General features: G+C 72.9%; 1 protein-coding gene. It reads right to left on the bottom strand.

Features of this window, described 5'->3' with window-relative positions; translation table 11 throughout:
* Positions 1 to 5561: type I polyketide synthase (locus CHC09_RS44690; RefSeq protein ID WP_179277575.1), on the bottom strand; the 5561-nt coding region annotated here is incomplete at its 3' end.
* Positions 5562 to 5630: the final 69 nt, after the last annotated feature.

Raw genomic sequence — 5630 nt, forward strand, 5'->3', positions numbered from 1 at the left:
TCACCCTGCGAATGACCCACCACCGCAGCCGGACGAACCCCGACCGACTCCCACAACCGCGCCAACGCCACATGCACCGCAAACGACACCGGCTGGACCACATCGACCCGCGCGAGCAACTCCGGTGACCGCAGCGCCGTATAGAGGTCCCAATCCACGTGCGGAGACAGCGCCTGGGCGCATTCGGCCAGAGCCGCCGCGAACACCGGCGACTCCTCGATCAAACCGAGAGCCATGCCGACCCACTGCGCGCCCTGACCCGGGAACACGAACACCGGACCACGACCCGTGACCACCTCGACCGGAACCGCCGCACGCAGACCCGCGACCAACTCCTCAGCCGACGAACCAACAGCGACCACCCGATGCCCGAACACCGCACGCGACGACACCAGACTCCGCGCGACATCCACCGGCTCGGCCCGCCCAGCCACCATGGCCAGCCGCTCGACCTGCCCAGTGAGCGCGCCCGCCGACTTCGCCGACACCACCCACGGAACAACCGGAGCGCCGACTTCACGCTCAGCCTCCACGACCGGCGACGCCTGCTCCAGAATCACATGCGCGTTGGTGCCACTGATCCCGAACGACGACACACCCGCCCGCCGCGGCCGACCCACCACAGGCCAATCACGAGCCGCAGTAAGCAGCTCGACCGCGCCGGAATCCCAGTCCACCTGCGGGGTGGGCTCGTCAACGTGCAGCGTCTGCGGCAACACCCCATGCCGCATCGCCATCACCATCTTGATGACACCACCGACACCCGCCGCAGCCTGCGTATGCCCGATATTCGACTTCAACGACCCCAGATACAACGGCTCACCACCACGCTCCTGGCCATACGTCGCGAGCAACGCCTGCGCCTCGATCGGATCACCCAGCGTGGTGCCGGTACCGTGCGCCTCAACCACATCCACATCGGACGTGCCGAGCCCCGCATCAGCAAGCGCCTGCTGGATCACCCGCATCTGCGACGGACCATTCGGCGCGGTCAAACCGTTCGAAGCACCATCCTGATTCACCGCACTACCCCGCACCACCGCCAGCACGTCATGACCCAGCCGCTCAGCATCGGAAAGCCGCTCCAGCACCAGCATGCCGACGCCCTCACCCCAGCCCGTACCGTCCGCAGCCCCGGCGAACGACTTGCACCGCCCGTCGGCGGCCATGCCGCGCTGGCGGGAGAAGTCGGTGAAGGCGATCGGCGTGGCCATCACCGACGCCCCGCCGGCCAACGCCATCGAGCACTCACCCCGACGTAGCGACTGCGCCGCAAGATGCAATGCCACCAGCGACGACGAGCACGCCGTGTCCACACTGATCGCCGGACCCTCCAGTCCGAGGGTGTAGGCCACCCGGCCGGAGGCGACGCTGTTGAAGCCGCCGTTGCCGAGGAACGGCTGGACGTCCTCGGGCGCGACACCGACCGAGGTCGTGTAGTCGTTGGTGATGACGCCGACGAACACGCCGGTGCGGCTCCCGGCCAGCGTGCCCGGGTCGATGCCGGCCCGCTCGAGGGCCTCCCACGACGACTCGAGCAGCAGCCGCTGCTGCGGATCCATCGCCAGCGCCTCACGCGGACTGATCCCGAAGAAGCCGGCGTCGAACCGGGCGGCGTCGTGCAGGAAGCCGCCCTCCCGGACATAGCTGGTGCCGGGCCGGTCGGGATCGGGGTCGTAGAGCGCGTCGACATCCCAGCCACGGTCGGCGGGGAACGGTGTCATCGCGTCCCGGCCCCGCGCGACCAGCTCCCACAGCTGCTCGGGTGAGTCGGCACCGCCCGGGAACCGGCAGCTCATACCCACGATGGCGATCGGCTCGGCGTCATCGGCCGCAACGCTGACCGCGGTGGTGGGCATCCCGGACGGAGCGTCGCCGGTCAGCTCGGTCACCAGGTGCCGGGCCAGCACCGCCGGGCTCGGATAGTCGAAGACCAGCGTGGCCGGCAGGCGCAGCCCGGTGGCCGCGCCGAGCCGGTTGCGCAGCTCCACCGCGGTCAGCGAGTCGAAGCCGATCTCTTTGAACGCCCGGTTCGCGGCGATCCGGTCCGGTTCGGCGAAGCCCAGCACGAACCCGACGTGCGAGCGGACCAGATCGAGCAGGACCCGTTCCCGGTCGGTCGCGGGAAGTGCCCGGACCTGCTCGGCCAGACCCGAGCTCGCGTTCGCGCCGGGCGCGGCGACGGCCGACCGGCGGGCGCCGGCACCGACCAGGGAGCGCAGCACTGCCGGGATCTGGCCGGACGAGCGCAGCGCCGGGAGGTCCAGCTTGACGGGGGCGACCACACCCCACGGCGAGGCCATCCCGGCCTCGAACAGCTCGACGCCCAGCTCCGACGAGAGCGGCAGCACACCGCCGCGGGCCATCCGCCGCACGTCGACGTCCGACAGGTGCGCCGTCATCGACGAGCGCTCCGCCCAGAAACCCCAGGCCAGCGCCGAGCCCGGCAGGCCCGCCACGGTACGGGACTCGATCAGGCTCTCCAGGAAGACGTTCGCGGCGGCGTAGTTGCCCTGACCGGACTCGCCGAGGGTCGCGGCGGCCGACGAGAACACCGTGAAGAACGCCAGGTCCGCGTCGCGGGTCAGCTCGTCCAGGTGGATCGCGGCGTCGACCTTGGGCGCGAACACCGCGGACACCCGCTCGGGGGTGAGCGACGAGACCAGGCCGTCGTCCAGGACCCCGGCCGCGTGCACGACACCGGTCAGCGGTGCGTCGGCGGGCACGGCGGCCAGCACCCGCTCCACCACGGACCTCTCGGAGACGTCGCCGGCCACCACGGTCACCCGCGCGCCGAGCCGTTCCAGCTCGGCGACCAGCTCGGGGGCGCCGGCGGTGGCGAGGCCGCGGCGGCCGGTGAGCACGAGATGGCGTACGCCGGAATCCGCCAGACGGCGCGCGACCAGACCGCCCACCGTGCCCAGGCCGCCGGTGATCAGCACCGTGCCCGACGGGTCCGCGGCTCGCGGGATCGTCAGAACGATCTTGCCGACGTGCCGGGCCTGCGACATGAACCGGAACGCCTCCGCGGCCCGGCGCACGTCCCACGCGGTGACCGGAAGGCCCGCCAGGTCGCCGGCCGCGAAGAGCGACAGGAGGTGGGCGAGCATCTCCGCGGTCCGTGCCGGGCCCGCCTCCACCAGGTCATAGGCGCGATACCGGACGCCGGGGTGGTGCCCGGCGACCTCGGCGGCATCGCGGAGGTCGGTCTTGCCCATCTCCAGGAAGTGACCGCCGCGCGGCAGCAGGCCGAGGGAGGCGTCGACGAACTCCCGGGCGAGGGAGTCGAGCACGACGTCCATGCCGGCCCCGCCGGTCACGGCCGCGAACTTCTCGGCGAAGCCCAGATCCCGGGTGGACGCGATGTGGTCGTCGTCCAGTCCCAGCCCGCTCAGCACGTCCCACTTGGCGGGGCTCGCGGTCGCGAAGACCTCGGCGCCGAGCCATCCGGCCAGCTGCACCGCGGCCATGCCGACGCCGCCGGCGCCCGCGTGCACCAGCACCCGCTGCCCGGCCCGCACCCCGGCCAGGTCGACAAGGCCGTAGTAGGCGGTGAGGAACGCGATCGGGACGGCGGCCGCGTCGGCGAACGACCAGCCGGACGGCATCCTGGCGAGGAACTCCTGTTCGGTGACGGCCACCGGGCCGAACGCGCCGACGAACAGGCCGGTCACCCGGTCACCGGGCGCGAGCCCGGTGACGCCCGGACCGACTTCCAGCACGACGCCCGCCGCCTCACCGCCCATCACCTCCTCGGTGGCCGCCATGCCGAGCAGCGACACCAGGTCGCGGAAGTTGATGCCGGCCGCGCGCACGCCGACCCGCACCTCACCCGGGGCGAGCGGTGCGTGCGCCTCGGGCGCGGGCACGAACTCGAGGTTCTCGAGGCTCTCCCGCACGGTGGCGTCCAGGCGCCACGACCCGTCGGCGGGCGGGACGAGCGCGTCCCGCGACCTCACCCGCGTGAGCCGCCGCGCGTGCACGATGCCGCCGCGCAGAGCCACCTCGGGTTCGCCGGCCGCCAGCGCGGCCGGCAGGGCGGCCAGTGCGGCCTCGCTGCCGTCCACGTCGACCAGCAGGAACCGGTCCGGGTTCTCCGCCTGCGCCGCCCGGATCAGACCCCACACCGGGGCGTACGCGAGGGAGCCGAGCCGTTCGCCCGGGGCGGCCACGACCGCGCGGGTCGTGACCACGGCCAGCCGGGATCCGCTGAACCGGTCGTCGCCGAGCCAGCGCCGCACCAGGTCCAGGGCGTGCACGGTGGCCCGGTGCGGATCCCCTTCGCCGGCGTCCGGGAGTCGCAGAACGACCGTGTCCGGCACGTCGCCGGTCAGCTCCGCGAGGTCGGCCACGGTGACCACGGCCGCTCCGGTCGCGGACACCTCGATCGGCGTCCACTGGACCCGGAACAGCGCGTCGTCAGCGGCGGCCGCCAGCCGGTCGGCGGTGATCGGGCGGCGGGTCATCGCCTCCACGGTCGCGACCGGGGCCCCGGCCGGGTCGGCGAGCGTGACGCGGACGGTGTCGTCGCCGGCCGGTGCCAGGTGCACCCGCAGGCTGGTGGCCCCGGAGGCGTGCAGGGTCACGCCGGTCCAGCTGAACGGCAACCGCACCGCGTCCTCGCTGACGCCGATGCCGATCGCGTGCAGACTCGCGTCGAGCAGGGCGGGGTGCAGGCCGTAGCGGGCGGCCTCCGGGTCGGCGAGGGCGACCTCGGCGTAGACGTCGTCGCCGCGGCGCCAGACCCGCTGAAGGCCACGGAAGGCCGGGCCGTAGCGGTAGCCGTCGGCGGCCAGCCCTTCGTAGAAGTCCTCGGTGGAAACCTCTTCCGCGCCGGCCGGGGGCCAGGTGGTGAGGTCGCCGGCAGTGCCGACCGCACCGATCGCGAGGGTGCCGGTGGCGTGTGTGGTCCAGGTGCCGCCGTCCGCGCAGGAGTGGATGGTGACCGGGCGGCGGCCGTCGTCGTCGGCCGGGCCGGCGACCACCCGGAGCATCACCGGGTCGTCGCCGAGCACCAGCGGGGCGGCCAGGGTGAGCTCCTCGATCCGGTCGCAGCCGACCTCGTCGCCGGCCCGCACGGCCAGCTCGACGAAGGCGGCGCCGGGCAGCAGCACGGTGCCGAGCACGGCGTGGTCGGCGAGCCAGGCCGGGCTCGTGGCGCTGAGCCGGCCGGTGAGCACGACGCCCTCACCGTCGGGGAGCAGCACTGCCGCGGGCAGGAGCGGGTGCTCGGTCGAGCCGAGCCCGGCTTCGGCGAGATCGCCGAGGCCGCCGGTGTTCTCCAGCCAGAAGCGGTCGCGTTCGAAGGCGTACGTCGGCAGGTCGACCACCCGGGCGTCCTCCGGCAGCACCGTGTCCCAGTCGACCTCCGCGCCAGCGGCGTAAGCCTCACCGGCCGAGATCAGGAACCGGCGCCAACCACCCTCATCCCGCCGCAGCGTGCCCACGACCCGCGCACCGGTATCCGCCAGCGGCACCGAAACCACCGGATGCGCCGAGACCTCGATGAACAACCCGAACCCGTCAGCGACCAGCACGGACGCCGCATCAGCGAACCGCACCGGCCGACGCAGATTCTCAAACCAGTAATCGTCACCGAACGACTCGACCCACTCACCGGTCACCGTCGA

The organism is Actinoplanes regularis (genome assembly GCF_900188005.1).
In the GTDB taxonomy this organism is placed as follows: domain Bacteria; phylum Actinomycetota; class Actinomycetes; order Mycobacteriales; family Micromonosporaceae; genus Actinoplanes; species Actinoplanes regularis.